The organism is Caldimonas caldifontis, from assembly GCF_002930615.1.
GTDB lineage: Bacteria > Pseudomonadota > Gammaproteobacteria > Burkholderiales > Burkholderiaceae_C > Caldimonas > Caldimonas caldifontis.
The window spans coordinates 15,704-41,651 of sequence record NZ_PSNX01000012.1 but is presented as its reverse complement, the minus strand read 5'-3'; the positions used below and the strand labels follow the sequence as shown (position 1 = coordinate 41,651).

Sequence of the window (25,948 nt, the reverse complement as noted above, 5' to 3'; positions counted from 1 at the left end):
CCGAAAGATCAGCTCACCGACTGCTTGAGCCGGATGTCATTCTTCACCGCCTTGACGCCCTTGATGCCGCTGGCAATCTGCCCGGCGCGCTGCACTTCGGCGGCGCTGTTGGCAAAGCCGCTGAGCTGGACGGTGCCCCGGAAAGTCTCGACGTTGATGTTGAGGGCGCTGACGGTCTTGTCCTCGACGAAGGCCGCCTTGACCTTGGTGGTGATCCAGGTGTCATCGATCACCTCACCGGCGCTGGCCTGGGTGGGCGTGGCCGAGCAGCCCGTGGCGACGATGGTGGCGCCCAGCGCCACCGACAAGGCCGTGATGCGCAACAGTTGGCTCGCTTGCATGGTGTGCTCCTTCAAGTTCATCTGTTGGGTTGCTGTCGGCCTCGCATTCGAAGGCCGTGAGTGAACTCTAGGCATGCAAGTCCGGGACGCCTGTCGGTTGCCGCCGTGCCCCGTCTGTCGGTGCCGGCCGACAGTCGTTACATTTGCCTACAGCCCGTGGCGCCACACGAGCAGGGCGCTCAGGCTGAACCACATGATGAGGAACAGCGGCGTGCCCACGCGCACGAAGTCCGCGAAGCGGTAGCCCGCGGCGTTCATGACGAGCAGATTGGTCTGATACGCCATCGGCGTGAGGTAGCACAGGTTGCAGCCGAACAGCACCGCCAGCACATAGGGCTCGGGCGGCACACCGAGTTGGCGCGCCATCTCGAAGCCCAGCGGCGTGCCGATTGCCGCCGCCGCGTTGTTCGACACGAAGTTGGTGAGCAGTCCCATGAGGCCCATCAGCCCCAGCAGCACCCATCGTGGCTCCAGTGCTCCGGCCAGGGCCACCAGTTGCTGGGCAAGGAATTGCGTGGCGCCGGTCACCATCAGCGCATCACCCAGGGCCAGACTGGCCGCCACCAGCAGCACCACCTTCATCGAAAGGGACGCCCCCACGTCGCGCCAGCCCAGCGCCCCGCTGGCCAGGAGGACCAGCACCCCGCCGAGCGCGGCCACCTCGATGGGCAGGATCTTGGTCACGGCCAGCACCACCACTGCGGCCAAGGTGGACAGCGCCACCCAGGCCTTGTCCTGGCGAGGCAGCACATGACGTGAGTCGAGCAGCAGGCCGAAGCCATCGCGCTGGGCCTCCTGCATCTCGGCAAGAGGCCCTTGCATCAGCAGCACGTCACCGGCCGAAAGCGGGCGATCAGCCACCTCCTGGCGCGACCAGGACACCGAAGGTGCCGCCCGGCCCGACCGAAGCCCCACCACCGCCAGCCGATAGCGATCGGCCAGACGCAGCTGGCGCACGCTGCGCCCCACCAGGGGGGACTGCGGCGTGATCACCATCTGGGCCACCACGGCCGTTGCGCGCCGTGGCCTGCGCTGCGGGTCATCGGTGTCGGAGTCCTCGTCGTCATCCAGCCCATGCAGGCGCCCCTTGAGCACGCGCTCATGCTCCTTGAGGTTGTCCACCGTGTCCTGCAACACCAGCCGATCGCCTGCGCGCAACTGCGCCGTGGGCAGCCGGGCACGCACGCGCCCCTGGGCATCGCGCAACTCGAGCACACGCATCCGGCCTTCGGTGGCCGCCATGGCGTCGCTCAGCGTGCGGCCCTCCAGCCAGGCGCCCTCTTCGACATGCAGTTCGGCATCGAAGGCGTCCTGGGTGTCCACTGGCGTGCGTTCGCCCACACCGGCCAGGAGACGCGGGGCCACCAGCCACAGATAGAGCAGCCCGGGCACGGCCGCCAGCGCGACCAGGGGATAGAAGCTCAACATCCCCACCGGGGGCATGCCAAGCTGCTGGGCCAGGTTGACCACGATGAGGTTGGTCGAGGTGCCGATCGTGGTGGCCATGCCGCCGATCAGCACGGCATAGTTCATCGGCATCAGCAGGCCGGCCGCCGAGGTCTTGGCGCGCTGGGCCGCGGCCATCAGGAGCGGCAGCAGCAGCACCACCACCGGCGTGTCATTGACAAAGCCGCTGGCCCCCGCCGCCGCCAGCAGCACCGCCGCCAGGGCCAGGAACGGGTGCTGGGCCACCAGGCCCGACAGCCGCCGTGCCACGGGTTCGAGGGCTCCGGTGACGACGAGGCCCTGCCCCAGCACCATCAGCGCGCAGATGGCCACCAGGGCGGGATGGCCAAAGCCCGCATAAAAGCGGGCCGGCGCCAGCGGTGCCCCCTCCACCTCCAGTGGAAACACCAGGAAGAAGGCCGGCAGGAGGGCCAGGATCCCCAGGCACACCGAAGCGATGGGCCAGCGGTCCAGCACGAACACGGCAAAGACCCCGACCGTGAAGGCGAGCACCACCACCCCATGGCCGGACAGACCCGGCAGCGCCAGCATCGACATCAGGTCCATCACGCTCCTTGCCCCGCCTTGAGGAGATACTCGGGGCTGCAGCATGCCATGATGTGGCCCGATGCGCCGTCAGACGGCGCCTGTCATCCCTGTGGAGGAAGCCGATGTCCCTGCGCACCGTCCTGCTTGGCCTGGTGCTGGCGCTGATTGCGCTGTTTGCCGCCCTGAACTGGCCCGCCATCGTGGCGCCCACGGAAGTCTTCCTGCTGTTTGCGCACACCCAGGCCCCGCTGGGTCTGGTCCTGCTGGCGCTGCTGGCCATCGAGGCCGTCGCCTTCCTGACCTACATCGCGGTGATGCAGGCGCAACGGCTGGCCGAAACGCGTCGGCTGATGCACGAGGCGCGCGAGCAACGCGACCTGGCCGAGAAGGCCGAAACCTCACGCTACACCGAGCTGCGCCAGTGGCTGAAGCAGGAACTCTCCACGTTGCGCCAGGACGTCTCGACCGTCTCGGGAGAAGTCGGCGCCCAGACCCGTCGCCTGGACGACAGCCTGCGGCAGGCCCTCACCGACACCGGCAACGGGCTGGCCGCCCAGCTCGGCGAGATCGAGGACAAGCTCGACCGCCAGGCAGCGCCATCCGGCGCCACGGCCGCCAGTGCGGTGGATGGCGCTGGCTCCGACCCCGTCCGCTAGCATCGCCCCATGCCCGTGACCCTTGCCGGCCAGCTCGTCGTGGCTATTTCCTCGCGCGCCCTGTTCGACTTCGAGGAGGAGAACCAGCTTTTCGAGGCCCAGGACGACCACAGCTACATGCAGCTGCAGCTGCAACGCCTGGACGTGCCCGCGCGGCCCGGTGTGGCCTTCTCGCTGGTGAACAAGCTGCTGGCCTTCAACCGGCTGGGGGCCGGCGCCGCCCCGCGCGTGGAGGTGGTGATCCTCTCGCGCAACGACCCCGTCTCGGGCATGCGGGTGTTCCGCTCGGCGCAGCACTATGGCCTGCCCATCCAGCGCGGCGTGTTCACGCGCGGGCAGTCACCCTACCGCTACCTGCGCCCGCTCAACGCTCACCTCTTCCTGTCAGCCAACGAGGCCGACGTGCGCGCCGCGCTCGACGCCGGCTTTCCGGCGGCGCGTGTCTACCCGCTGTCGGCGCGCGCCTCGGACGCCCATCCCAGCGAGGTGCGCATCGCCTTCGATGGTGACGCGGTGCTCTTCTCCGACGAAGCCGAGCAGGTCTTCCAGAGCGACGGTCTCGACGCCTTCCAGGCCCACGAAAGCCACCGCGCCACCACACCGCTGCCGGCCGGCCCCTTCAAACCGCTGCTGCAGGCCCTGCACCAGTTGCAGCGCGAGGGCACGCCGGCCATGCGCATCCGCACGGCCCTGGTCACGGCCCGCAGTGCCCCGGCGCACGAGCGCGCCATCCGCACGCTGATGGACTGGCAGATCGAGGTGGACGAGGCGATGTTCCTGGGCGGTCTGCCCAAGGGCGAATTCCTGCGCGAATTCGAGCCCGACTTCTTCTTCGACGACCAGATGCGCCACGTCGAGAACGCCGCACCGCACGTGCCGTCGGGGCATGTGGCCGCCGGGGTCGCCAACCAGATGAGCTGAGGAGTCAGCGGCTGCGCTGGCGCCGATAGAACGCCTGCGCCGCACTCCCTCGCACATCAGCCTCGCGCACGAAGAGGTCCACCACCGTCACCAGCAGACGCCCTGGGAAGGGCAGGCTTTCCATGAGCTGCTGGACGAGCTCGTGGCCGCGGGCCTCGTCGGTGCGGCGCATCTGGATGAACAGCACGAGGTACACCCGGCCGGGCAGTTCGGGCACGGTCTTGCCACCGACCCAGGCAGCCGACACCTCGCGCAGGCGGATCAGTTCGTCGATCACGTAGCGGCGCTCCAGTTCGGTCCAGTCGGGCGCCACCAGGTGTTCGCAGGGGTTGGTGGCCGTCACCGATTCCCAGGCGCTGGCTTCGAGCTTCTCGAAGTGCGCGAGGCGTTCGCGCCAGGTGCGGCGCACGGCCGGGTCGCGCGGGGCCAGGTCGCTGCCGGTGTGGTCGAGCCGGTCGAGGTGGTCCAGCGCCAGCCGGCAGGCGGCGTAGCCGTGCTGCGGGTGCCGGGCTTGCAGGCGCTCGGCCAGCACCAGGGTTTCGGGATGGGTGCTGCCCTGGCGGGCGATGGTCAGGCGCAGCAGGGCGCGTGCGTGCCCGGGCTCGCGTTCCAGCGCCTGCTCGTACAGGGCCGCATGGTCGTCGCGGCCGAGCTGCTCCAGGCACTCGGCCCAGTCCACCCACTCATCGGCCTGCAGGTCGGCAGCGCGCGCACGGAAGTCGCGCGCACGGTCACGGCAGGTGCGCAGATGGCGGTGGTGGTGCTCCCAGTCGCGACGCGTGTCCTGCCACCACTGTCGGTCGAAGTGGCGCGCCGCCAGGGGCGCGGCACGGCCCAGCAGCGCGATGGAAGGCGCCTTGGACCAGGTCGGCACCTCCGGGCGCACGCCCAGCGCGGCCAGGCGGTCGCGCGGCACCGGGTGGGTGTCGTCATAGCTGGGCAGGCGCGCCAGGGCCTCGCGCAAGGCGCGCGTGGCGTAGGCTTCGTCGGGCCCATGCAGCAGGCCGCTGGCCATGTCGGCATGCGGCATGGGGTCGGGGCGCTCTTCCTTCAGGGCACGTTGCCACTGGCGCGGCCAGTAGACCTCGTGGTACCAGCGCGACTTGATCTCGATCTCGACCCAGGCCTGGCCCACCACCTCGGGGCGGCACAGGCGGGCGGCCACGCGGTCGGCTTCGTATTCGTCCTGGCGGGCCAGCGCAAAGGTGCGCGCGTTGAAGCGCGGCACATACCACGACAGGAAGCCCCGCACCAGCCAGGGCACCGGTCCTTCGTCGGCCTCGTAGCTTTGCTGCAGGCGCCACCAGGCCGAGCGCGTGCGGTAGATCCAGGCCGAGAACTTGCCATGCTCGCCGCGCAGGTGGCCGTACTCGTGGGCGATCACGGCCAGCAGCCGGCGCGGCTCCAGCGCACACATCAGTGGCCAGCCGATGATGAGGTGGTTGGTGTGCCCCAGCCACCCCAGGCGAGGCCGCTGCAGGATGGCGGCGTTGAAGCTGGCATCGAGCACGACCTCGTCGATGGGCGGGCCCTTCACCGCACGGCGCAAGCGTTCGATGGCCTTGAACAGTTCGGGAGCGTCTTCAGGTGTGACCCGGTAGCCCTCGGGCGCCGGAAAGCGTGTCATGAGCGCGCGCACCGTCACCCACAGCAGGGCCAGGGCCACCAGGCCCAGCCAGATCATCCAGCCGCCCGGGCGGCCAGTGGCCACGGCCCAGGCCACCGCACCCAGCACGCCCACAGCCACCAGCGCCAGCACGATGACCACGGCATAGCCCAGCACCGCAAACCACCACACGCTGCGGCGGTAGCCCTTGGCATCGGACTCGCAGGCCTGCTCGCTCAGGCGCAGCAGGTGCATGAAATCCACGTGTTCCATGGCATCGGTGGCGTGTTCCGGCAGGCCAGTTTAAGAAAGGCTGGCCGGCCTCAGACACGCGGCCGATGGCCGGCCCGCAGGGCCCGCCGAACGGCGAGGGCCGACCACTTTGTCACACCTGGAAACGACAACGGCCAGCGAAGCCGGCCGTTGTCGGTGCGAGAGAGGCGAAGCCCAGGGCCCCGCCAGCGGCTCAGCGGCCGTTCAGTGCATCCTTCAGGGCCTTGCCGGCGCTGAACTTGGCGCCCTTGGAGGCCTCGATCTGGATCTCTTCGCCGGTGCGCGGGTTGCGGCCGGTGCGGGCGGCACGCTCGGACACCGCGAAGGTGCCGAAGCCGGCCCAGGCCACGGTCTCGCCCTTGGCCAGGGCCTGCGTGATGTGCTGGGCCACGGCGTCGAGCATGCGTTGGGCAGAGGCCTTGCTCACGTCGGCATCGGCGGCGATCGCATCGATCAGATCGGATTTGGTCATCAAATGCTTCCTAGTCTTGGGTCCACGGTCGAGCGCCCGGCACAAGGCCAGGCGCGAGGGGGTGCACTATGGCATGGATTGGGATGGCCCTGGACTTGCAATTTGTGACAAAACCCACCAACCGTGTCGATCACCACCAGGCGGCCCCGTCTCCCAGGCCGCGGCGGGCCCGGTCCAGTCGCTCGCGCCCGGCCGCCTGGTGGGCGCGCCAGCGGCGGCGCAGCGACTGCGCGGCCGCGGCGATGCGGCGCTGGCCGACGAGCCTCTGCTGGGGTACGGCGACCTCTGGCGGCGCTGGTTCGCCCAGGCGGGGGTGCGCGTGACGGTGCAGGAGGTGGCGACCTTCAACGATGCAGGCTTCATGCTGCAGGCGGCCGACGCCTGAAGGACGGCCGGCTGGTGCGGCTGTCGCCGCTGAGCCTGCCGGCCGGCCACACCCAGACGCTGTGCCTGGTCTACCCACCCACCCTGCACGACTGGCCGCCGCTCCAGGCCTTGCGACGCAGGCTGAAGGACGAGCTGGCCCGCTCCCGGCTGCAGCTGCCCGGGGCCGCCCCTTGAGCGGCTGAGGCACAATCCGACCCCATGTTGTCGCCCCACCGCCTGAGCCTGTGCTGGCTGGCCTTGATGCTGCTGCTCAAGGCCGCTCTGCCCTTGCTGGCCGTGGGTGCAGCCCAGGCCCAGGGCAAGACGCTGGTGGAGGTGTGCACGGTCTATGGCGTGAAGACCGTGGTGCTGGACGCCGCCGGCCAGGTCCTTGGCGACGCCGCCGACCTGGACGACGGCAGCCATTCCGACAGCGCCGCCCCCGGCAGTGACCCTTGCGTGCTGACCGGCGTGGTGGCCTATGCAGCCCCGGGCCCTTCGCCCACCATCGAAACCCTGCCCTCCTCACTCGCGGGCCTGCCCCCGCCGGCCACGGCGCCGCCGCGTGCGGCCCTCGATGCCGCGGCCCGGTGGGCCGCACGTCTGCACCACGCCCCTCCGATCCTGAACTGAACCGGCATTGATCGCCCGTTCGTTCGCGGGGCCCGGTCTGCCCGGGCCTTGTCCGCGCTCCCGCCCTTGTGGGGCGCTCCCTCTCGTTCAGGATCTTTCGTGAGAACCCTTGCCTTGTCTGCTGCGGCACTGGCCGCTGCAGCCCCCTGCTCCCTCGCCCTCGCCCAGGGCGTGGCGACCGATACCTCGCTGGCTCCGGTGGTCGTCACCGGCCAGCGCGCCGAACTCGACCCCACACTGCCGCAGACCACGGCCAGCAAGACGGCCGAGCAGCTGCGCGACCAGAACCTCGTCAACCCCGAGGACGCGCTGCGCTACCTGCCGGCCACCACGATCCGCAAGCGCTACATCGGCGACCGCAATGCGCTGATCGGCGGGCGCAACTTCGGCACCCTGCAACCCTCGCGGGCGCTGGTGTATGTGGACGGCTACCTGCTGTCGAACTTCCTGGGGCGCTTCGATGCGCCGCGCTGGAACATGCTCACGCCCGAATCCATCGAGCGGGTGGACATGCTCTACGGACCCTACTCGGCGCTCTACCCCGGCAACTCCATCGGTACCACGGTGGTGGTGCACGAGCGCGTTCCGCAGGGCTTCGAGGCTTCGGCCCGACTGGGCGGCCACCGCCAGCAGTTCTCAGCCTATGGCGACAGCGGCCACTACGACGGCCACCAGTTCAGCGCACGCATCGCCTCGCGGCTGGACAGCGGTCTGTGGTACGCGCTGCACCTGAACCACCAGGACAGCACTTCGCAGCCGATGCAGTACCACACCAGCACCACGCTCACGCCCGGCACGGCCGGCACGCCGGTCACCGGCATCCGCTACGACACCGATCCACTGGGCCGACCGCGCGCCGTTTTCGGGGCCAACAGCGGCGCCATCGACCGCACGCAGCAGGACACGATCAAGCTGCAGGTGGGCCAGGACCTCACGCCCACCCTGCAGGCCAGCGCCTTCGTGGGTTACTGGGTGAACGACTCCGTCACCCGCAACCGGACCTTCCTGCGCGACGTCAACGGCAACCCGGTGTGGTCCGGTACCGTGACCGACGGCACCTACCAGTACACGATTCCCACCACGGCCTTCGCCCCATCGCAGCGCGATGAAGCCCACTGGCAATCGGGCTTCACGGTGAAGACTCGCCACGCCACCGGCTGGAACGGCTCGCTGGTGGCCTCGCTCTACCGCATCGGCCGCGACGATGCACGCCAGGCCAGCCAACCCGACCCGGTGGCCGCGTTGGGCGGCCCGGGCACCCTCACCCGCCGCGACGGCACCGGCTGGCACACGATGGAAGCACAGGCGGCTTACACCCCGACGCCTGGCGACTTCGGTGACGGGCACCATGCCCTGACCTTCGGGCTGCACCGCAATGGCTACCGGCTGGATCAGACCGTGGACAACGTGAGTGACTGGCGCAGTGGCGGCGGTACGCGGGCCCAGTACTACCGGGGCCGCACCGAGATCACCGCCGCCTACGCGCAGGACGTGTGGACCCTGCGCGAAGACCTGCAGCTCACGCTGGGGCTGCGCGTCGAGCGCTTCCGCGCCCACGATGGCGAACAGCTCACCTCGAACGGCGTGACCACCGTCTATGGCGAACGCAGCCTGAATGGCCGTTCGCCCAAGGCCTCGCTGGCCTGGTGGGCCACACCCGAGTGGCTGCTCAAGGCCAGTGCCGGCCACGGCGTGCGCTTCCCCAACGTCGAAGAGCTCTACAACGGCACGGCCACCGGCACCAGCGTGATCGTGAGCGATCCCAACCTCCGGCCCGAACGCTCCACCGCCGTCGAACTTTCGGCCGAGCACAGCGGGGTGGCACACCGTCTGCGCGTGTCCCTGTTCCAGGACGTTGTGAAGGATGCCATCCTGCGCCAGAGCGACACCACCGTGGTGCCCAGCGTGACGCGCGTGTCCAACGTCGACCGTGTGCGCACCCGCGGCATCGAGTTCGTGGGGATGCAGCAAAACGTCTTCGTGCGCGGATTGGACCTGGAAGGGCATCTGGCCTTCACGCGCAGCATCGTCACCGCCAACACCCGCGACCCCGGCAGCGTGGGCGCCTACTGGCTGCGCGTGCCCAAGTCCCGCGGCGCACTGCTGGCCGCCTGGCGCCCCAACGACCTGTGGCGCACCAGCCTGGGCCTGCGCTACAGCGGCCGCGCCTACAACGACGTCTACAACCTCGACGTGCAACCGGATGTCTACGGCGGCGTCTCGCGCGTGACGCAGCTCGACTGGCGCGCGAGCGTCAAGCTGCAACCCCAGCTTGAGTGGGCCGTGGGCATCGACAACCTGACCGACCAGCGCGCCTGGCAGTCGCACCCCTACCCCGGCCGCACGCTGCACACCGAGCTGCGCTGGACCCAGTGAGCGAGGCCGCGATGACATCTGTCTCTCACACATCGACCACTGCACGCGCAGCGCTGCACCGCATCTTCTGGCGACTGCATTTCTGGGCCGGCCTGATCACGGCCCCGCTGGTGATCGTCGCCGCCCTCACGGGACTGCTCTATGTTGTCACACCGCAAGTCGAAGCCTTGCGCCATGGCCATCTCGACCACGTTGCACCCACCGCAGGCCTGCAGCCGCTGGAGGCCCAGGTGGCTGCGGCTCAGGCAACCGAGGCCTCGCGCCCGCTGCGCTTCGTCGTGCCCGCCCACCGACCGGGCGACACCACCCAGGTTCACTTTGGCGCCGACCCCGCCGTCGTCGCACGCACCGATGGCCTGCCTGCCGGGCGCATCGTCTATGTGAACCCGCACACCGCCGAGGTGGTGGGCGCGCTCGACGAAATGCAGCGCTACCGCCACTGGGCGCGCAAGCTGCACGCCTCGCTGCTGCAAGGCGAAGGCTGGCGCTGGCTGATCGAGCTCGCCGCGAGCTGGCTGCTGGTGATGCTCCTCACCGGCCTGGCCATGTGGTGGCCACGCAGCGGCCTGCGCGCGCTGGGAGCGTCGCTGCGCCTGCGCGGCCCGGGCCCTGAGCGGCTGCAATGGCGCCGCTGGCATACCACCGGTGGAGTACTGATGAGCACCGTGCTGGCGGTGATCCTGGTCACCGGCCTCACCTGGTCGGCCCACACCGGCGAGCGCTTCCGCGCCGCGCAGCAAGCCCTGGGCCAGTCGGCGCTGCGGCCACCGGCAGACCTGTCCAGCGCCCTGCCCGCCGACGGCCGCGCCCCCCTGACCTGGCAGGCCGCCTGGGACGCGGCGCGTTCGCAGGCGCCCGACATTGCGATGATGCTGACGCCGCCGCGCGGCCCCGAAGGGGTGTGGCGCGCCGAGAACTTCGACCGCAGCCAGCCCACGCGCCGCTTCGTGCTGGCCCTGGATGCCTACCGTGGGCACGCGCTGTTCGCCGCAGGCTGGGACGACATGCCGCTGATGGCCCGCGCCACCGCGGTGGGCATTCCCTTCCATCGCGGCGAGTTCGGCCTGTGGAACCAGGCCGTGCTGATCCTGGTGGCGCTGGGCTGTGTCGGCGCGGTGGTCTCCGGCCTGCGCATGGCCTGGCTGCGCCGCCCCGCCAGCGGCTGGTTGCCCATCCCGACGATGCCGGCGTCCGGCTGGCGTGCCGTGCCGGTGGGCCTGTGGCTGCTGATGGCCGCGCTGGCCTGGGCCCAGCCGGTGTTCGCCTGGAGCCTGCTGGTCTATGGCATGGCCGAAGGCCTGATGGTGTTGTTGCGTCGCCGCTCACCCCGTGTGACGGCCTGAGTTCACAATCATTCTCAACCCGTAGGAGTGTTCATGAAGCTGTTGTCCCTCACCCGCCGCACGCTGCTGATCGTCGCCGGCACGCTGACCCTGGCGCTGCCCGCCATGGCGCATGACTACCGCGTCGGCGACCTGGCCATCGACCACCCCTGGGCCCGTGCCACCGTGCCCGGCCAGAAGGCCGGCGGGGCCTTCCTCAAGATCGAGAACCGCGGCACCACCGCCGACCGCCTGCTGTCGGCCGCCGCGCCGGCCGACCGTGTGGCCAGCACCGAACTGCACAGCATGCGCATGGAAGGCAACATCATGCGCATGCGCGAAGTGGCTGCCATCGACGTGCCGGCCGGCCAGACCGTGGCGCTGGAGCCGGGCGGCCTGCACATCATGTTCATGGGCCTTGCCTCACCGCTGAAGGCGGGCGAGAAGCTGCCGCTGGTGCTGACCTTCGAGAAGGCGGGCACCGTCACGGTCGAGGTGCAGGTGGAAGCCGTCCGTGCCGCGCCCGCGAAGGGCCATGACGCCGGCGGCCACCACAAGCACTGAGCGTCGAAGCCGCCCGCGATCCGGCACGCCCGGCGAAGACTCAGGGTCGCTGGAAGCAGATCCAGTGACCTTCGCCGCGCGAGCCCAGCCCCATTCGCGCCGCCTGCGCATCGAATCCCGGCAGCCGGGTCCAGACGGGTTCGGTGGGCTTCATGGCGCACCATTGTCGATGGGAGAGGACAATGTCGCCATGGCCCAGTATTTCGAAGTCCATCCTGACAACCCGCAGCCCCGGCTGCTGAAGCAGGCGGCGCAGATCCTGCATGGGGGTGGCATTGCCGCCATCCCGACCGACTCCAGCTACGCCCTGGTGTGCCACCTCGACGACAAGGCGGCGGCCGAGAACCTTCGACGGATCCGGGAGGTGGACGAGAAGCACCATCTCACGCTGTTGTGCCGTGACCTGTCGGAGCTGGCCAGCTACGCCCGCGTGGACAACCGCCAGTACCGCCTGATGAAGCTGGCCACGCCCGGGCCCTTCACCTTCATCCTGGAGGCCACGAAGGAAGTGCCGCGGCGGGTGTCGCACCCCTCGCGACGCACGGTGGGTCTGCGTGTCCCCGATCACCGCGTGACCCAGGCCTTGCTGGAGGTCTTTGGCCAGCCGCTGCTGGCCACCACCTTGATCGCCCCCGGTGAAACCACCCCGTTGAACGACCCGCACGAGATCCGGGAACGTTTCCAGAAGCAGATCCAGGCCGTGGTCGATGCGGGCGCGTGCCCCGCCGAAGCCACGACCGTGATCGATCTCAGCGCGGCCGAGCCCACGCTCGTGCGTCAAGGCCGCGGCGACCCGCGCTCCCTGGGCTTGCAGATCGACTGATCGTCAGTCCGATGCCGTCCGCGTCGATGCCTGCGCGCTGTCGTCGGCATGCAGGAAGCGGCACAGCATGCGATGCAACACCACCGCATCCAGCGGCTTGGTGAGGAAGTCGTTCATGCCCGCCGCTGCGGCCGCCTCGCGCTCGGACACCAGCGCCGCAGCCGTCAGCGCGATGATGGGCAGCTCGGTGGCGCTGAACTGGCGGCGCAGCTCACGCGCGGCATCGATGCCCCCCATCACGGGCATCTGCAGGTCCATCAGCACCACGGCGTAGGGCTGGCCTTCCTGGGCCGCCGACTGCACGGCGGCAATGGCCGCACGACCATCGCCGCAGTGGGCCACGTCCAGGCCCCACTGCTCCAGCATGGCCACGCCGATCAGCAGGTTGACGGGGTTGTCCTCCACCAGCAGCACGCGCCGTCCGCTCAGGCAAGGCGCCTGTTCGTCCACCGAGGGCGTGCGTGGCACATCTTCGGCAGTGGGCAAGGGCAGCTCAACCCAGAAACGACTGCCCTGCCCCGGCTCGCTGTGCACGCCGACCGTGCCGCCCATCAGTTCGGCCAGCTCGCGGCAGATCGACAGGCCCAGACCCGTCCCGCCATAGCGACGCGTGGTGGACACATCCCCCTGGCTGAAGGGGCGGAAGAGCCGCACCTGCTGCTGCGGCGCAATGCCGGGCCCGGTATCGCTCACGCTCAAGTGGACCCGCCCCTCCCCGGCACGCGCCGCCGCCAGGGTGACCTCGCCCCGATCGGTGAACTTGATGGCATTGGAGAGATAGTTGCCCAGGATCTGACGCACACGCACCGCGTCGCCCCGCACCGTGAGCGGCAGGTCAGGGGCGAGTTGCAGGCGCAGGTTCAGCCCCTTGGACTGAGCGATCTCACCATGCGTGCGCTCCAGGGCGGCCAGCAGGGCCGGAAGGTCGAAAGGCGCCACTTCGATGTCGAGCTGGCCGGCCTCGATCTTGGAGAAGTCCAGGATGTCGCTGATGACATCGCGCAGCACCTGGGCACTTTCATGGATGCGCTGCAGGTAGTCGTAGCGACGCTGCTCGTCGATGTCGGTGCGCAAGGCCAGGCGGGCCATGCCCAGCAGGCCGTGCAGCGGCGTGCGCAGCTCATGGCTGGTGTTCGCCAGGAAGGCACTCTTGGCGCGGCTGGCCGCCTCCGCAGCATCGCGCGCGGCCGACAACTCCTGCTCGAAGCGCTTGCGCTCGGTGATGTCCTCGACGATCCAGATGGTGCCCCCCTCCGCGGGCCGTACGCGATCGACCGCGCGACCGCGCACGCGGCACCAGATCGTGCCGCCGTCGCGCCGCACCATCAACGATTCGGTCTCGAAGGCCTCGCCGCGCGCCAGCACAGGCCCGGCCTCCCGGCCGATGCGTTGGTAGTCCTCGTCGTTGCACCACACCACGGACCCCGGCTGGCCCGTCATCGTCCCCAGGGGCCAGCCGAAGATTTCCTCCATGCGTGGGTTGGCATGCAGGAAGACCCGGTCGCGCGTGAAGGCGATGCCGATGGATGCGTTCTGCAAGATAGCCTGCTGTTCCTGCCGGGTGCGCTCGATCGCCGAGACATCCCGCACATTGAGCACGAGAAAGGTCTTGCCATCCCATTCGAAGCACGAGCCCGAGACGAGCATCCTCAGCACCGTCCCGTTCTTGGCACGGAAACTCACCATCAGGTCGCGCACGGCCTGATCGCGGGCAATCGCCTGCACCAGGAGATCCCGATCTTGCTGATCCACCCAGATGCCCAGTTCGACCGACGTGCGGCCGATCACGTCCTGGGGTTCGTAGCCGGTGATGCGCGTGAATTCTGCATTCACCATCACGTAGCGGCCGGTGCTCAGCTCGGTGAGCGTGATGCAGTCCGGGCTCGTCTCGAAGACGTGGCGCAGCAGTGCGGGCGAGCGGGTCAGCCCCGAGTCGGGAGCCTGCAGGCCGGATGCGTCGTCGTGCGGCCCCATGCTGCTCCCTGCGTCACCGGCGGCTCAGGCCGCCGCCGTGACCACCACCTCGATGCGCCACTCGGGCCGTGCCAGTTGGGCCTGCACGGTCGCCCGCGGTGGCGCGTGGCCCGGCACCTCGCCGATCCAGGCATCCCAGACTTCATTCATGCCGGGAAAGTCGGTCATGTCGGCCAGGAAGATCTGCGCCATCAGGATGCGCGCCTTGCTGCTGCCGGCCTCGGCCAGCAGGCGGTCGATCATGGCCAGCACCTGCGTGGTCTGGCCACGGATGTCCTGGGTGGCGTCATCGGGCACCTGGCCGGCCAGGTAGACCGTGCCGTTGTGCACGGCGATCTCCGACAGGCGCTCGCCGACGTGGAAGCGTTGCACCATGACCGTGCCCTCTCTTCAATGGCGTTTGCGCTGGTGCCGTGCCCCGCCGGCCGGCGCCGCGGCACCCGGGGCGGCCTTCTGACCGATGCGGCTTTCGGTGCCGGCCACCAGCTTGCGGATGTTGGCACTGTGACGCCAGATCAGCAACAGACTCATCAGCAGGACGGCCCCCGCCACCGGCCCGGCCCCCCAGATGAGCAGCTGATAGAAGGGAGCGAAGACGGCTGCGGTGATCGAGGCCAGCGAGGAGTAGCGGAAGAACACCGCGATGATGACCCAGGTGAGCAGTGTCGCCAGCCCCAGCCAGGGGTTGATCCCCAGCAGCACACCAGCCGCCGTGGCCACGCCCTTGCCGCCTTCGAACTTGAAGAACACCGGCCAGAGATGCCCGACGAAAGCCGCCACGCCCACCAGGGCGGCCGTGCCGGCGCCCAGCCCGTAGGGCTCACCGAACAGCAGGATCAGCACCACTGGCACGTAACCCTTCAGCGCGTCGAAGGCCAGGGTCAGGATGGCCGCCGCCTTGTTGCCCGAGCGCAGCACATTGGTGGCACCAGGGTTACCCGAGCCGTAGGTGCGTGGGTCGTGCAGGCCCATGAGCCGGCTGATGATGACGGCAAACGACAACGAGCCGAGCAGGTAGCCGGCCACGATGGCGGCCAGGGAGTAGGCAGTCTCCATGGAAGGTCTGAGAATGTTCCGGAATGTGTCAGGCGCCTATTCTGCACCGGCGCAGCGCACCGGCTGCGCGCCCAGACCGCGGACAAGTACCGATGGATCGATCCCCACGAGGTAGCCGCGGCGCCCACCGTTGATGCAGATGCGCGGCAGGTCCAGGATGCTGGCCTCCACGTACACCGGCATCGCCTTGCGCGTGCCGAAGGGCGAGGTGCCGCCCACCTTGTAGCCGCTGTGGCGCTCGGCCACTTCGGGTTTGCAGGGTTCGACCTTCTTCACGCCGATCTCGCGCGCCAGGGCCTTCAGGCTCACCTGCCGGTCGCCGTGCATCAGCACGATGAGCGGCTTGGCGTCCTGGTCCTGCATCACGAGGGTCTTGATCACCGAGTGCTCATCGACACCGAGCTGACGCGCCGATTCGGCCGTGCCGCCATGCTCGACGTAGTCGTAGACGTGTTCGGAAAAGCTCACCCCCTGACGGCGCAGCCATTGGGTGGCAGGGGTTTCGCTGACGTGGCGAGCCATGGAATCACTGGGCGGGGTCGCGCATCTCCCAGCGGATGCGGTCGATGGCTTCCAGCAGCTCAGGCGAGAGCACGGTGCCCCAGGCGGCCACGTCTTCCTCCAGCTGCGCCACGCTGGTCACGCCGATGATGGTGCTGGTCACCTGCCATTTCGTATAGCAGAAAGCCAGGGCCATCTGCGTGGGCGACAGACCATGCTCGCGGGCCAGCGCGTTGTAGCGCCGCGCCGCGGCCAGCGCTTCAGGGCGGCCCCAGCGCTGCTTGCGCATCGATTCGAACTCGGCCAGCCGCCCCGAAGCGCCGCCTGTGAGGCCGGCCTTGTCGTACTTGCCGGTGAGCAGACCGAAGGCCAGTGGAGAGTAAGCCAGCAGCGACACCCCGTGGCGGTACATCACCTCGTCCAGGCCGTTCTCGACCGAACGGTTGACCAGGCAGTACGGGTTCTGCACGGTGGCGATGTGGGGCAAGCCGTGCTGCTCGGCCACCCGCACGAACTCGGCCACGCCAAAGGGGGTTTCGTTCGACAAGCCGATCGCGCGCACCTTGCCCTCGCGCACGAGGCGCCCCAGGGCATCGAGCTGTTCGTGGATGGACGAGCCGGGCTTCTCGCGGGCCGGGTCGAAGTAGATGGCGCCGAACATCGGCACGTTGCGCACCGGCCAGTGGATCTGGTAGAGGTCGATCACATCGGTGCGCAGGCGCTTGAGGCTGTCATCACAGGCCTTCAGAATGTCAGAGGTCTTGAGATCGGGGCTGGCATTGCGGATCCATTCATAGCCGCGCACCGGGCCGGCCACCTTGCTGGCCAGCACCACCTTCTGACGTGCGCCGGGGCGCGAGGCGAACCAGCTGCCCAGGATGCGTTCGGTGTCGCCATAGCGCTCAGCCGAGGGCGGCACGGGGTACATCTCGGCAGCGTCCAGGAAATTGATGCCCAGCTCGAGCGAGCGATCAAGGATGCGGTGGGCGGTGGCCTCATCGACCTGCTGGCCGAAGGTCATGGTGCCCAGGCAGATGGGCGTGACGTTCAGGCCGCTGCGGCCCAGGGTGCGCGAAGGGGTCAGAGTGCTCATGACCCCGAGTGTGCCAAAGAGCCGTGTGGCCTGCAGTGCTAGAGCGGGTGTGGCAGCAGCTTCAGGCCCAGCCAGGCCACGCTGATCACGGCATTGACCGGCACGCTGAGGGCTGAGGGCACGAAGAACAGCGCGGCCAGCAAGGCCGCGCCGCCGGCCAGTTCGATCAGCGCACCAACCAGAAAGAAGCTCGCCCCGAGCGTCAACCACCGTCGCATGTAGGTGGGCAGCCAGCGGGCCTGCTCGCGATTGTGGCGCCATGCCGCCGAGCGCTCGAAGACGTTGCCGCGCGCCACGTCGCGGAACAGCCAGGCAAAGAACCAGTAGCGGTAGAGCAGTGTGCGAAACCGCGGATGAGCGGATGAGGACGGGTTCGTCAGCTCGTTCATCATGCACCTCCGTGCCCGAACCGTCATTCAGCTCCGGTTCGGATCCACGGCGTCCATGGTGCGCGCAAGGCGGTGAGTGTGTCCATCGAAAAACCCCCTGTTTTCCTCACACTCATGCGGACATGGCACCATGGCAGACCGATTCCACACCCTGCCGACCCCATGGACGTGAAGGTCATCCACAACGACACCGCCCGGCGCTTCGAAAGCCTGGTCGATGGCCACCTGAGCGTGGCCGAGTACCAACTCTCTGACGGAGTGATGCACATGACCCACACCCTGGTGCCGTCGGCGCTGCGCGGGCGTGGCGTCGCGGCCCATCTCGTCCAGGCCGCGCTCGATCATGCAAAAGAGCAGGGGCTGAAGGTCAATCCGTTGTGCTCCTACGTGGCGCTCTACATGGAACGCCACCCTGAAACTCAGAGGCTGCGCGCGCCATGAGGCCCGACCACGGGTGCGCGCTCCCCGACGAAGCACAGGCCGTGCTGTCGTTCTGGTTCGAGGGGGACGAGGGCGTGCGACTGTTCTCGGTCCTGGCCACCCCTCGCGCAGGTTTCTGAAGCGCCTCCTCAGACCGCGTCGAGGTCGCCCGGGGCCGTGGCCCGCTCGGGCAGGAGCTCGGGCTGGCAGCGCAACAGCATGCGCTGCAACTGGTCGAGCGTGAAGGGTTTGCCCAGAAAGTCGTCCATGCCCACCACCTGACCCCGCTGGCGCACTTCGGGCTCGGGGTTGCCGGTGACGGCCACCACCGGCGTGCGGCCCCGTCCGGCATGGCGCTCCATGGCCCGCAGCTTCTCCGTGGCGGTGAGGCCGTCCATCACAGGCATCTGCACGTCCATCAGCACCACGTCGAAGGTCTGCTCGGCAAACCGCCTGAGCGCTTCCTGCCCGTCCCCGGCCACCACGACGGCCAGGCCCAGCCGCTCCAGCATCGCCTGGGTCATGACCTGGTTCACAGGGTTGTCGTCCACCAGCAGCACACGCCCCGTCATGGCCGGACGCTCGGAGGTGGGTGGCGGTGCGACCGGTGGGTCCAGCGCTGCCCGGCCGCTGTGGCGCCGCGCGTGCAGCGCCCACCGCAGGCCGTCGTGCAGCGCGTGTGGGCGCACCGGCTTGGACAGCACGAACACGCCATCGAGCATGCCCATCGTGGTGTCGCTGGACACGCCGCGCATCAGCAGTACCGGCAGACCGGCTTCGCGCGCCATCTGCTCCAGACGGTCATGGCCCCTCGCCCCCAGCAGTTTCTCGTCGAGCAGGATGGCATTGACGCCGCGGTCGCGCAGCAGTTGCAACTCGGCCTGCGTCGGGGGCACGGGCCGGATCTCGTAGCTCACGCCGAATTCGCGCAGGCCCGCCTCGACATGCTGCACCAGACGCAGGTAGTTGGCCACCACCAGCACGTGCAACGGCACCCCGGGCGGCAAGCCTGCCGGCGGCTGCTCGATGTGGTCAAGTGTGAGCTCCAGCGTGAAGGTCGAGCCCTTCTCGGGGGTGCTGCGCGCCGACACCGACCCACCCATCAGCTGGGCCAGCTCCTTGCAGATCGCCAGGCCCAGGCCCGTGCCGCCCGGTGCCCGGGTGGTGGATTCATCGCTGCGCGAAAACGCCTCGAACAGCCGGGGCAATTGCTCCGGGCGGATGCCGATGCCGGTGTCATGGACATCCAGGCGCAGCCGGGCCCGCCCCTCGGACAAGCCCTCCGGGGCCACACCGATCTGCACATGCACGCCGCCACGGGCCGTGTAGCGCACGGCATTGGACACCAGATGCCCCAGGATCTGTCGCAATCGTGTCGGATCGACCCGGACCACCGTCGGCACCTCGGGCGCCATGCCCAGGGTCAGCTCCAGCCCCTTTTCGTGCGCCGCTGCTGCGTGCAGCTCGAGGGCATCGAAGACCAGCTCGCGCAGGTCCACCTCCACCGCCTCGATCTCCATGCGGCCGGCCCCGAGTTTGGTGTAGTCGAGCACGTCATTGACCAGCGCCATCAGGGTGTCCAGGCTCTGGCGCTGCAGCGCGACGATCTGCTGCTGGCGCGCGTCGAGCGCGGTGGCCCGCAGCAGTTCGATGGCCCCGAGGATGCCGTTGATGGGCGTGCGCACTTCATGGCTCATGTTGGCCAGGAACCGGGCCTTGACCTGCGACGCAGCCAGCACCTCGTCACGCGAGCGCTGCAACTCCTGCAGGGCCAGACCGAGTTCGCGTTGGAGCTTGCGCCTCAGCTTGAGGGCGTAGAGCACGAAAGCGCCGAACAACACGAGCGCGCAGGCCGCCCACACCCCGCCGTTGAGCGTGCGCTCTTCAGGCCGCGTCGGCGACAGGTCGGGCAGGCCCAGCAGGCTCACCCCCCAGGGCGTGATGGCCAGGACGGCCAGCAGCACGGCTCCCAGTATCACGCCCTCCCGGCGTGCGCCCGCAAGCATCCACATCAGCGGCAGGAGCACGAGCCACCACACGGTCGGCGCTGCCAACCCCCCCATGAGCCAGGTCAGTGCCGTGAGCGTGAGCGCCAGGGCCACGACCAGACCGGCGATGCCGCGGTAGGCGCGTCCGGTGACCCAGACCACCGCTCCTGCGCCCACGGCGGCCAGGGCATAGGTGCCCAGGATGGCGCTCAACAGTGGCGCCCCCTGCCACCAGAGGTAAGCGCCCAGGCCCAGGGCGCCAAGGATGCTGGTCAGGACGGCAAACCAGAAGAGGCGCCGACCCATGCGCTGCTCGAGCTGCTGCGGATCCAGCACCGTCACAGGAGCAGCCATGCCGACCTCCGGCAGGGCCATCGCGGCCCGCCCTTCGGACAGCGACACCGGCGGGCTCATAGTGCCCCTTCCGGTCGCTGACGTTCGCGCCATTCACGCACCTCCCGGCATTGGGCGTGCTGAGCGAAGCGCGGCGTGGCGCATTGCTGTTCGAGGCAGCGCCACAGCGCCAGGAGCACCCGGCGCCCACACGCCTCGCGGGGGCTGGACGGGCCATTGGCGACCGCGGGCGTGGACGGCGCCACGCGGGCGGCGGGCGTGGTCGCAGGCGGCGTCGGGGTTGCCGGGGCCGCAGGGGTTGCCGCGGGTGCAGGCGTCGCAGGGGGAGCGGACCGGGAAGGCGCAGCCGCCTCAGCAGTCTGCGTCGATTGCGTCGCCGCGGTGATTGCTGGCGGCGGTGACGTGACCGCCTGTTCCGGGATCACGGGTGGTGCGCCTCTCGGCTGCAGCCAGGCCCAGAAGATGCCCCCCAGCACCAGGACCGCAGCCCCCAGCGCCAGAGCCAGCCTGCGCCCCGCCCATGCAGCGCGCCCGGCTGGCCTGAGGTCGTCCTCCTCCTGCACGATGGTGGAGGCCCAGTCGCCTGGCGCCGGGGCGGCAGGCGGCGGCGGGGCCGCCCTCGCACTCACCGCCGGGGCCGGTGCGAGTTCCAGGTCGAAGGCCTCGCCCTCCCAGAGCGCGCGCCACTGGGCCACGCTCTGCGGTCGGTCCTCGGGCCGCACTGCCAGGGCCGCGTCGATGGCTTGCAGGAGTGCAGGGCTGTAGCGCAGCCCTGGAAAAGCCTCGCCGAGCACCCGCCCGACCTCGGTGGCGGGCTTCATGTCGTCGCGCACCACCCGTGCGGTGGCCGCCGGCGGGGCCTTGCCACTGAGGCAGTAGTAGAGCACCGCACCCAGCGCATAGAGGTCCGTCCAGGCCCCCTGGTGGAGGTGGTTCACCTCGGCATACTGCTCGATGGGCGCAAAGGCCGGCTTGAGAATGGCCGTGAGGTCCTGCGTGCGGTCGGCAATCACGCGCCGTGCCGCCCCGAAATCGAGCAGGACCGGCCGCCCCGGCCCGAGCGGATCGGCGGCATCGGGCTGCAACAGGATGTTGTCGGGCGCAATGTCGCGGTGGAAGCAGGATTGGGCGTGCAGCGCCTCGAGAGCGCCCAGCAGCGGTTCGACCAGGGCCCGCAACCAGGCCTCGTCCGGGGGGCGATCCATGGCCCGCCGCACGTCCTGCAGGGTGCGACCGTGGTAGCACGGCATCACCATGTAGGCGGTGCGATGGTCCTCCCAGAAGCGGTAGGCCTTGACCAGGGCGGGATGGTCGAAGCGCGCCAGCAGCCGGGCCTCATTGACGAAGGAGCGCAGGCCGGTGGCATAGGTCTCGGCATGGGCTGCGGAGCGCAGCGACACCTCGGCACCGTCTCCACGGCCGGCCAGGGCCGACGGCAGATACTCCTTGATGGCCACCTCGCGCTCCAGCGCCGTGTCCCAGGCCCGGTAGACGATGCCAAAGCCCCCCACCCCCAGCACCCCACGGATCTCGAACTCGTGCAGCCGCGTACCCACCGGCAGCGCATCGAGCGCATGGGTCGAAGGAGGCCCCCCAGGCAGCGGCTCGGAGGAAGAATCTGGCGGCAGCGAGGACATGGCGGGGTGTCGGGGCTGTCGGGCAAGCGCTCGGCGCGGCCAGCTTACCCCAGTTGAGGGTCTGGCTCCCAGGCAATGTCGCCTCCAAGCACCACCAGCTGCCCTTTCCAGCGCAGGCTGACCGACACGGTGACGCACAGATGGGCGCCATGCACGGTGAGATAAGGCCGGGTCACCTGCACCCGGCCGAAGTTGTCCATGGCCCGGCGGAAATAGGGGCGACGCGCCCAGCGCGCACCCCGGGAATCGCGCAACGGGGCGAACTGGGGTGAACGCAGCGCCTCGAAGTGCGGGGAGGTGACATTGTGCTCAAGTTGCAGGCCCTGCTCGTCGATCAGGTAGCACAGCTCGGCGCCCGGCAGTGCCAGGAACTCCCGGCAGCACGCTTCCAGCGGCAACCCGGACTGCAGCAAGGTGGCCGCCTGCCCGATGGCGTTCGCATAGGGTGCCAGCCTGTCTCGCTCGGCCCGCTTGTCGGCGTCATATTGCGCATCGAAGCGAGCCCATACCGCGTCAATCTGCGGCTGGGGTTCGCCCGGCAGGTGCAGCAGGGGCGATGGACGCCCAAAGAGGTAGCCCTGCACGAAGTCCACGTCGGCCTGCAGCGCGAGATAAGCTTCCTCCGGCGTCTCGATGCCTTCCATCAGGACCATGGCGCCACAGGCATGCAGCAGCGAAACCATCTGCATGGCAATACGCCCGATGCGCGGCTCGGTGGCCGCGCGACGCACGAAGCTGCGGTCCAGCTTGACGATTTCCGGCTGGATGCGCCAGACGCGATCGAAGTTGGAATGCCCGGCCCCGAAATCGTCCAGCGCCAGCAGGCAGCCCAGACCGCGGGCCTGCGCGACCGCCCGCTCGAAGTCCTGGTCTCGCCCCACCATGTCTTCGGTGACTTCCAGCACGATCTGCTGAGGCGCCAGGCCGAAGCGCTGCAGCAGCATCTCCATGAAGCGTCCCGCACCCATCGCCGGGGCATGCACGAACACCGCCGGATGAATGTTCAGGAACAGCCACTGGTCGCCCCGGGCAGCCCGGGCGAAATTGGCCACATGCACCAGCCGGCACAGGCGATCCAGGTACACCAGATCCTCGGGGCTGCCGGCCGACGCCAGCACGGTCGGCGCAGGCACCGGCCGGCCCTGGTCGTCATGGGCACGCAGCAAGGCTTCGTGGCCAACGGCGCGGTGGTGCGACAGGCTGTAGATGGCCTGAAAGTGCGTCCCCAGACGGTAGGGCCCATGCTGCGCCGTCCAGCAGCCGTCGTCTGCGCGCTGCAGGTCGGTCTGCAGCAACGCCAGCACCGGGTCGGCCGGCGCCACGGGGGTCGGCGGGACAGGGGCAGGCGGGGTGTCGTCCACAGAGGGTTGCTGGCAATCCGGTGTCACTCGATTGTGGCCGAGAATGCCGTCTGCGTTGGCGCTGCGTGTGCTACCGTTGCGCCCCTTCGTCACAGAAAGGACTTCCATGATCACGACCGCCTCGGGCCTGCAGTATGAAGACACCGTGACCGGCCAGGGCGACGAAGCCCGCGCCGGCCAGAACGTGACGGTGCACTACACCGGCTGGCTCTACGACAACGGCCAGCAAGGTGCCAAGTTCGACTCCAGCAAGGACCGCAACGACCCCTTCGTCTTCCCGCTGGGCGCCGGCATGGTGATCCGCGGCTGGGACGAGGGCGTGCAGGGCATGAAGGTGGGCGGCACGCGCCGCCTCGTCATCCCGCCCCAACTGGGTTATGGCGCCCGTGGTGCCGGCGGTGTGATTCCGCCGAACGCCACGCTGCTGTTCGACGTCGAACTGCTGGCCGTCTGACATGCCCGACATCGACTTCGAACTGCGCGGCGAGCACGTCGAGCTGCACGCTCTGCTCAAGCTCGTGGGTGCGGCCGACAGCGGCGGCCAGGGCAAGGCCCTGGTGGCGGCCGGCCACGTCGTGGTCGATGGGCAAGCCGAGACGCGCAAGGCCGCCAAGATCCGGGCTGGGCAGGTCGTTGCGATCGATGACCTGCGCATCCACGTGAAAGCTCCCGCCTGACCAGCAGACGCCGACATGACCGAGTGGCAATGGATCTTCTCGGCCCTCAGTGCCGTGGTGCTCTTCCTCTTCGGTCTGTCGGGGTTCTCTCATGAGTTGATGACCGCCGGCGGTGAACGGCTGCGCGCGTGGCTGGGCCGTGCCACGGCCAACCGCTACGGCGCCGCCCTGCTCGGGGCGGGCTTCACGGCCTTCATCCAGTCGTCGTCGGCCGTCACGTCGCTGGCCATTGCGCTGGTGGACGCCGGTGTGCTGGGTTTCCGCGGCGCCCTGGCCGTGCTGCTGGGCGCCAACGTCGGCACCACGGCCACGGCCTGGCTGGTGTCACTCAAGCTCACAGCCCTGGGCCCCGTCACCCTCACCCTGGGCGCCCTCATCTCAGCCGCCGCCCCGGCACGCTGGAAACCTGCGGGCAAGGTACTTTTCTACTTCGGCTTCGTGCTGTTCGCGCTGGACCTCATCGGTGTGGCGCTCGCGCCGCTGCGCGACACCCCGGCGGTGCTGGACGTGCTGGCGCAGGCCGGCAACCCCTGGGTCGGCGTCATGGCCGGCATCGTCATCACGGCGGTGCTGCAGAGTTCGTCGGTCACCACCGGCCTGGCCGTGGTGCTGGTGCAGCAGCAGGTGCTCACCCCCGAGGCGGCTGTCTATCTCGTCGTGGGTTCGAACGTGGGGACCACGGTCACCGGCCTGATCGCCTCGCTGTCGATGGGCTCGCTGGCACGCCGCACGGCGGTCATCAACACCGGCTTCAAGCTCGCGGGCGCGCTGATGTTCGCGCCCGTGCTCGTGCTGTTCGCACAGACGGTCGTGGAGCACTCCCCCACGCCGGACATGGCGGTGGCCGTGGCCCACCTCGTGTTCAACGTGGTGAGCAGTGCGCTCTTCCTGATCCTGTTGCCCGCCTACGCGCCGCGACTGGAACGCTGGGCCCTGCCCGCAAGTCGCTGACCCTCAGAGCGTGGCTTGCAGGAAGGCCACATCGAGCCAGCGATCGAACTTGTAGCCGCCCTCGCGGATCACGCCGGCCACGGTGAAGCCCAGGGATTCGTGCAGTTTCACCGACGCGGTATTGGCCGCATCAACCACGCCCACCAAGCTGTGGAAGCCCTTCTCGCGTGCGTGCGCCATCACGGCCGGCAGCAGGAGCTTGCCGAGGCCGCGCCCACGCCAGTCGCGGTGCAGGTACACCGAGTGTTCGCAGGTGAAGCGCCAGCCCTCGCGAGGCCGGAAAAGGCCATAGTTGGCATAGCCCACCACCTGGTCGTCGTCAGTCACCGCCACGAAGAAGCGATGCCCGTCGGCACGCTTGGCCAGCCACTGGGCCACCTGCTCGTCGAGCGTGCGCTCGGCATACTGGTAGGTCGCCGTGCTGTGGCGCACTTCTTCGTTGTAGATGTCGAGCACGGCGGGCATGTCGTCCTCGCGGGCCGTGCGCAGGCTCACACCGGCACGCAGGTCCCGGATCATCGTGGTGCTGCTGTCCGGGCAGGCACCGCGAAACTCGACGGAGGCCTTCACGGCCACGGGCACGGCACTCAGCCCGATGCGCCGGAAGCCCTGCTGGGCAAAGAAGCCTTCGGCGGTGGTGGTGCGCAGCACGGCCCACTGGGCGCCGCGCTGGCGGGCCTGGCGCAGCGCGGCGCGCACCATCTGGCCGCCCAGTCCCTGGTGGCCGGTGCGTGCCACCACCGAGCGCACCAGCACGCCTTCGCCATGGAATTCCAGGCCGACGCAGCCCGCCAGCCCCCGAGCATCATGCGCCACGAAGAAATCGGCCAGGTGCTCGTGCACGCCTGCCGTGGGCAGCGCATGCTCGCGCAGCAGCGCCTCGATGGCCGGCCCTTCATTGGGTTCGGCGGCGCGAAGGGGTTGGGCGTGGGGCAGGTCGGCGTGCGGGGACAAGAGAAGCTCCTGGGGCGCAAAAGGGGCTCAGTATGCGCCGAGTTGTACAATGGCGCCCAGTCATTGGGGAGTAGCTTCCCTCCTTCGCAGCATGGCTGCAACGAGAGGGCCCTGTGTCAACAGACTTGCCCGCCTGCGGGCATGGCACAGGGGGTCTTACGGACTTGGCGAGACCTTTGACCGTGCCTGCCCGCGAGCCGGGGGCAGGTGCGGTCATGGGTGTCAACGCCGGCCGGAGTACCGTT

General features: G+C 69.2%; 28 protein-coding genes and 1 riboswitch. Of the genes, 14 read left to right on the top strand and 14 right to left on the bottom strand.

Going from position 1 to position 25,948, the window contains the following annotated elements; all coding sequences use genetic code 11:
- Nucleotides 1-8: 8 nt before the first annotated feature.
- Both C1704_RS13315 and C1704_RS13310 read right to left on the bottom strand, forming a co-directional pair.
- Nucleotides 9-341 carry a BON domain-containing protein gene (locus tag C1704_RS13315; RefSeq protein WP_211286938.1) on the bottom strand — a complete coding sequence of 111 codons (333 nt, stop codon included), beginning with the start codon at nt 339-341 and terminating at the stop codon, nt 9-11.
- Between the two features lie 147 nt (nt 342-488).
- Entirely contained in the window at nt 489-2,354 is a 1,866-nt protein-coding gene (locus tag C1704_RS13310; protein WP_170064700.1) for an SLC13 family permease, read from the bottom strand.
- Between the two features lie 104 nt (nt 2,355-2,458).
- On the opposite strand from C1704_RS13310, the gene C1704_RS13305 reads away from it, so the two are divergent.
- Both C1704_RS13305 and C1704_RS13300 read left to right on the top strand, forming a co-directional pair.
- Complete coding sequence (locus C1704_RS13305) at nt 2,459-2,992, top strand: Signal transduction histidine kinase (RefSeq protein ID WP_104303225.1); 534 nt, start codon at nt 2,459-2,461, stop codon at nt 2,990-2,992.
- A 9-nt stretch (nt 2,993-3,001) separates the two neighbouring features.
- Nucleotides 3,002-3,913 carry a 5'-nucleotidase gene (locus C1704_RS13300; RefSeq protein ID WP_104303224.1) on the top strand — a complete coding sequence of 304 codons (912 nt, stop codon included), beginning with the start codon at nt 3,002-3,004 and terminating at the stop codon, nt 3,911-3,913.
- A 4-nt stretch (nt 3,914-3,917) separates the two neighbouring features.
- Here the strand turns inward: C1704_RS13300 and C1704_RS13295 are convergent, their stop codons facing one another.
- Nucleotides 3,918-5,792, bottom strand: a complete 1,875-nt coding sequence (locus tag C1704_RS13295) for a M48 family metallopeptidase (RefSeq protein WP_104303223.1) — start codon at nt 5,790-5,792, stop codon at nt 3,918-3,920.
- Nucleotides 5,793-5,985: 193 nt separating this feature from the next.
- Complete coding sequence (locus tag C1704_RS13290; protein WP_104303222.1) at nt 5,986-6,264, bottom strand: HU family DNA-binding protein; 279 nt, start codon at nt 6,262-6,264, stop codon at nt 5,986-5,988.
- 199 nt (nt 6,265-6,463) lie between these two features.
- On the opposite strand from C1704_RS13290, the gene C1704_RS13285 reads away from it, so the two are divergent.
- The 7 genes from C1704_RS13285 (at nt 6,464) to C1704_RS13260 (ending at nt 12,348) form a co-directional block, all read left to right on the top strand.
- Complete coding sequence (locus tag C1704_RS13285; RefSeq protein WP_104303221.1) at nt 6,464-6,649, top strand: type 2 periplasmic-binding domain-containing protein; 186 nt, start codon at nt 6,464-6,466, stop codon at nt 6,647-6,649.
- Nucleotides 6,650-6,663: 14 nt separating this feature from the next.
- Nucleotides 6,664-6,825 (top strand): hypothetical protein, encoded by a 162-nt coding sequence (locus C1704_RS17590; RefSeq protein WP_170064699.1) that lies wholly within the window; start codon nt 6,664-6,666, stop codon nt 6,823-6,825.
- Between the two features lie 24 nt (nt 6,826-6,849).
- Nucleotides 6,850-7,263 carry a hypothetical protein gene (locus C1704_RS13280; protein WP_104303220.1) on the top strand — a complete coding sequence of 138 codons (414 nt, stop codon included), beginning with the start codon at nt 6,850-6,852 and terminating at the stop codon, nt 7,261-7,263.
- 99 nt (nt 7,264-7,362) lie between these two features.
- On the top strand, nt 7,363-9,639 hold the full coding sequence (locus C1704_RS13275; protein WP_146076083.1) for a TonB-dependent receptor: 2,277 nt from the start codon (nt 7,363-7,365) through the stop codon (nt 9,637-9,639).
- A gap of 11 nt (nt 9,640-9,650) precedes the next feature.
- Nucleotides 9,651-10,982, top strand: a complete 1,332-nt coding sequence (locus tag C1704_RS13270; RefSeq protein WP_104303218.1) for a PepSY-associated TM helix domain-containing protein — start codon at nt 9,651-9,653, stop codon at nt 10,980-10,982.
- A gap of 33 nt (nt 10,983-11,015) precedes the next feature.
- Entirely contained in the window at nt 11,016-11,525 is a 510-nt protein-coding gene (locus tag C1704_RS13265) for a copper chaperone PCu(A)C (RefSeq protein WP_104303217.1), read from the top strand.
- A 190-nt stretch (nt 11,526-11,715) separates the two neighbouring features.
- The gene (locus C1704_RS13260; RefSeq protein WP_104303296.1) at nt 11,716-12,348 is read left to right on the top strand and encodes an L-threonylcarbamoyladenylate synthase; all 633 of its coding nucleotides are present in this window, start codon (nt 11,716-11,718) and stop codon (nt 12,346-12,348) included.
- Between the two features lie 3 nt (nt 12,349-12,351).
- Here C1704_RS13260 and C1704_RS13255 read toward each other — a convergent pair whose 3' ends face one another.
- Genes C1704_RS13255 through C1704_RS13230 form a run of 6 tightly spaced genes read right to left on the bottom strand, consistent with a single transcriptional unit; the run spans nt 12,352 to nt 17,364 of the window.
- The gene (locus tag C1704_RS13255; protein WP_104303216.1) at nt 12,352-14,322 is read right to left on the bottom strand and encodes an ATP-binding protein; all 1,971 of its coding nucleotides are present in this window, start codon (nt 14,320-14,322) and stop codon (nt 12,352-12,354) included.
- Nucleotides 14,323-14,346: 24 nt separating this feature from the next.
- Nucleotides 14,347-14,697, bottom strand: coding sequence for a RidA family protein (locus tag C1704_RS13250; protein WP_104303215.1), 351 nt, complete (start codon nt 14,695-14,697; stop codon nt 14,347-14,349).
- 15 nt (nt 14,698-14,712) lie between these two features.
- Nucleotides 14,713-15,378 (bottom strand): glycerol-3-phosphate 1-O-acyltransferase PlsY, encoded by a 666-nt coding sequence (plsY, locus tag C1704_RS13245; protein WP_104303214.1) that lies wholly within the window; start codon nt 15,376-15,378, stop codon nt 14,713-14,715.
- Nucleotides 15,379-15,414: 36 nt separating this feature from the next.
- On the bottom strand, nt 15,415-15,900 hold the full coding sequence (gene ybaK, locus C1704_RS13240) for a Cys-tRNA(Pro) deacylase (RefSeq protein WP_104303213.1): 486 nt from the start codon (nt 15,898-15,900) through the stop codon (nt 15,415-15,417).
- A gap of 4 nt (nt 15,901-15,904) precedes the next feature.
- Entirely contained in the window at nt 15,905-16,972 is a 1,068-nt protein-coding gene (locus C1704_RS13235; protein ID WP_104303212.1) for an aldo/keto reductase, read from the bottom strand.
- A 38-nt stretch (nt 16,973-17,010) separates the two neighbouring features.
- On the bottom strand, nt 17,011-17,364 hold the full coding sequence (locus tag C1704_RS13230) for a hypothetical protein (protein ID WP_419186805.1): 354 nt from the start codon (nt 17,362-17,364) through the stop codon (nt 17,011-17,013).
- Nucleotides 17,365-17,523: 159 nt separating this feature from the next.
- Here C1704_RS13230 and C1704_RS13225 point away from each other — a divergent pair, with 159 nt between their 5' ends.
- Entirely contained in the window at nt 17,524-17,802 is a 279-nt protein-coding gene (locus C1704_RS13225; RefSeq protein ID WP_104303210.1) for a GNAT family N-acetyltransferase, read from the top strand.
- Nucleotides 17,799-17,921 (top strand): hypothetical protein, encoded by a 123-nt coding sequence (locus C1704_RS17880; RefSeq protein WP_259371320.1) that lies wholly within the window; start codon nt 17,799-17,801, stop codon nt 17,919-17,921. The genes C1704_RS13225 and C1704_RS17880 overlap by 4 nt, the downstream gene beginning before the upstream one ends.
- A gap of 9 nt (nt 17,922-17,930) precedes the next feature.
- On the opposite strand, the gene C1704_RS13220 is transcribed toward C1704_RS17880, so the two are convergent.
- The 3 genes from C1704_RS13220 to C1704_RS13210 are packed head-to-tail and all read right to left on the bottom strand — an operon-like array spanning nt 17,931 to nt 23,121.
- Entirely contained in the window at nt 17,931-20,171 is a 2,241-nt protein-coding gene (locus tag C1704_RS13220; protein WP_211286937.1) for an ATP-binding protein, read from the bottom strand.
- 8 nt (nt 20,172-20,179) lie between these two features.
- A complete protein-coding gene (locus C1704_RS17680; protein WP_211286936.1) occupies nt 20,180-21,760 on the bottom strand; it encodes a serine/threonine-protein kinase in 1,581 nt (526 codons plus the stop codon).
- Between the two features lie 44 nt (nt 21,761-21,804).
- Nucleotides 21,805-23,121: a sensor domain-containing phosphodiesterase gene (locus C1704_RS13210; protein WP_245876483.1), complete on the bottom strand. Its 1,317-nt coding sequence runs from the start codon at nt 23,119-23,121 to the stop codon at nt 21,805-21,807.
- Between the two features lie 106 nt (nt 23,122-23,227).
- Here C1704_RS13210 and C1704_RS13205 point away from each other — a divergent pair, with 106 nt between their 5' ends.
- Genes C1704_RS13205 through C1704_RS13195 form a run of 3 tightly spaced genes read left to right on the top strand, consistent with a single transcriptional unit; the run spans nt 23,228 to nt 24,749 of the window.
- On the top strand, nt 23,228-23,575 hold the full coding sequence (locus C1704_RS13205) for an FKBP-type peptidyl-prolyl cis-trans isomerase (protein ID WP_104303207.1): 348 nt from the start codon (nt 23,228-23,230) through the stop codon (nt 23,573-23,575).
- A 1-nt stretch (nt 23,576) separates the two neighbouring features.
- Nucleotides 23,577-23,798 carry an RNA-binding S4 domain-containing protein gene (locus C1704_RS13200; protein ID WP_104303206.1) on the top strand — a complete coding sequence of 74 codons (222 nt, stop codon included), beginning with the start codon at nt 23,577-23,579 and terminating at the stop codon, nt 23,796-23,798.
- A gap of 15 nt (nt 23,799-23,813) precedes the next feature.
- Nucleotides 23,814-24,749: a Na/Pi cotransporter family protein gene (locus C1704_RS13195; protein ID WP_104303205.1), complete on the top strand. Its 936-nt coding sequence runs from the start codon at nt 23,814-23,816 to the stop codon at nt 24,747-24,749.
- A 3-nt stretch (nt 24,750-24,752) separates the two neighbouring features.
- Here C1704_RS13195 and C1704_RS17820 read toward each other — a convergent pair whose 3' ends face one another.
- Nucleotides 24,753-25,703, bottom strand: a complete 951-nt coding sequence (locus C1704_RS17820; RefSeq protein WP_104303204.1) for a GNAT family N-acetyltransferase — start codon at nt 25,701-25,703, stop codon at nt 24,753-24,755.
- A 53-nt stretch (nt 25,704-25,756) separates the two neighbouring features.
- A riboswitch (yybP-ykoY riboswitch) is annotated at nt 25,757-25,945 on the top strand.
- Nucleotides 25,946-25,948 lie beyond the last annotated feature (3 nt).

Coding starts and splice junctions, on each gene's coding strand:
- C1704_RS13315 (WP_211286938.1), bottom strand. CDS start 341: ATGCAAGCGAGCCAACTGTTGCGCATCACGGCCTTGTCGGTGGCGCTG.
- C1704_RS13310 (WP_170064700.1), bottom strand. CDS start 2,354: ATGGACCTGATGTCGATGCTGGCGCTGCCGGGTCTGTCCGGCCATGGG.
- C1704_RS13305 (WP_104303225.1), top strand. CDS start 2,459: ATGTCCCTGCGCACCGTCCTGCTTGGCCTGGTGCTGGCGCTGATTGCG.
- C1704_RS13300 (WP_104303224.1), top strand. CDS start 3,002: ATGCCCGTGACCCTTGCCGGCCAGCTCGTCGTGGCTATTTCCTCGCGC.
- C1704_RS13295 (WP_104303223.1), bottom strand. CDS start 5,792: ATGGAACACGTGGATTTCATGCACCTGCTGCGCCTGAGCGAGCAGGCC.
- C1704_RS13290 (WP_104303222.1), bottom strand. CDS start 6,264: ATGACCAAATCCGATCTGATCGATGCGATCGCCGCCGATGCCGACGTG.
- C1704_RS13280 (WP_104303220.1), top strand. CDS start 6,850: ATGTTGTCGCCCCACCGCCTGAGCCTGTGCTGGCTGGCCTTGATGCTG.
- C1704_RS13270 (WP_104303218.1), top strand. CDS start 9,651: ATGACATCTGTCTCTCACACATCGACCACTGCACGCGCAGCGCTGCAC.
- C1704_RS13265 (WP_104303217.1), top strand. CDS start 11,016: ATGAAGCTGTTGTCCCTCACCCGCCGCACGCTGCTGATCGTCGCCGGC.
- C1704_RS13260 (WP_104303296.1), top strand. CDS start 11,716: ATGGCCCAGTATTTCGAAGTCCATCCTGACAACCCGCAGCCCCGGCTG.
- C1704_RS13255 (WP_104303216.1), bottom strand. CDS start 14,322: ATGGGGCCGCACGACGACGCATCCGGCCTGCAGGCTCCCGACTCGGGG.
- C1704_RS13250 (WP_104303215.1), bottom strand. CDS start 14,697: ATGGTGCAACGCTTCCACGTCGGCGAGCGCCTGTCGGAGATCGCCGTG.
- plsY (WP_104303214.1), bottom strand. CDS start 15,378: ATGGAGACTGCCTACTCCCTGGCCGCCATCGTGGCCGGCTACCTGCTC.
- ybaK (WP_104303213.1), bottom strand. CDS start 15,900: ATGGCTCGCCACGTCAGCGAAACCCCTGCCACCCAATGGCTGCGCCGT.
- C1704_RS13235 (WP_104303212.1), bottom strand. CDS start 16,972: ATGAGCACTCTGACCCCTTCGCGCACCCTGGGCCGCAGCGGCCTGAAC.
- C1704_RS13230 (WP_419186805.1), bottom strand. CDS start 17,364: ATGATGAACGAGCTGACGAACCCGTCCTCATCCGCTCATCCGCGGTTT.
- C1704_RS13225 (WP_104303210.1), top strand. CDS start 17,524: ATGGACGTGAAGGTCATCCACAACGACACCGCCCGGCGCTTCGAAAGC.
- C1704_RS17880 (WP_259371320.1), top strand. CDS start 17,799: ATGAGGCCCGACCACGGGTGCGCGCTCCCCGACGAAGCACAGGCCGTG.
- C1704_RS17680 (WP_211286936.1), bottom strand. CDS start 21,760: ATGTCCTCGCTGCCGCCAGATTCTTCCTCCGAGCCGCTGCCTGGGGGG.
- C1704_RS13205 (WP_104303207.1), top strand. CDS start 23,228: ATGATCACGACCGCCTCGGGCCTGCAGTATGAAGACACCGTGACCGGC.
- C1704_RS13200 (WP_104303206.1), top strand. CDS start 23,577: ATGCCCGACATCGACTTCGAACTGCGCGGCGAGCACGTCGAGCTGCAC.
- C1704_RS13195 (WP_104303205.1), top strand. CDS start 23,814: ATGACCGAGTGGCAATGGATCTTCTCGGCCCTCAGTGCCGTGGTGCTC.